The organism is Halomonas borealis, from assembly GCF_004798905.1.
In the GTDB taxonomy this organism is placed as follows: Bacteria; Pseudomonadota; Gammaproteobacteria; order Pseudomonadales; family Halomonadaceae; genus Halomonas; species Halomonas borealis.
Window position 1 is genome coordinate 1 of sequence record NZ_SDMO01000060.1, and the last position, 278, is coordinate 278.

1 protein-coding gene is annotated in these 278 nt (G+C 36.3%); it reads right to left on the reverse strand.

Annotation, left to right across the window (positions count from 1 at the left end):
• Positions 1 to 35: 35 nt before the first annotated feature.
• Positions 36 to 278: hypothetical protein (locus tag ETC07_RS16165; RefSeq protein WP_205742569.1), on the reverse strand; the 243-nt coding region annotated here is incomplete at its 5' end.

A 278-nucleotide genomic window follows, 5' to 3' on the forward strand; every position in this document is an offset into this window, starting at 1 on the left:
CTACTTGAGTTTTTTGTATTTTCCACCCTTAATACTTATCTTCCCTGCCGTTGTTTAAGAAAAATATCATAAACCACAAAAATTAATAACCCAGCAACTACGCTATAAAAAGTTGAGAAGCTTCCTAGATTTTTCCAAAATGGAATTTTGGTTATTTCTACTGTTTTATTCCAAGGTGTCTCTGCATCAATGGTAACACGTGTTGTTTTTGATCCATTGCTACTGCAGCCTCGTGGCAATTGTACGATGAGCGTTTCTCCTGTTTGGCCTTCAACATT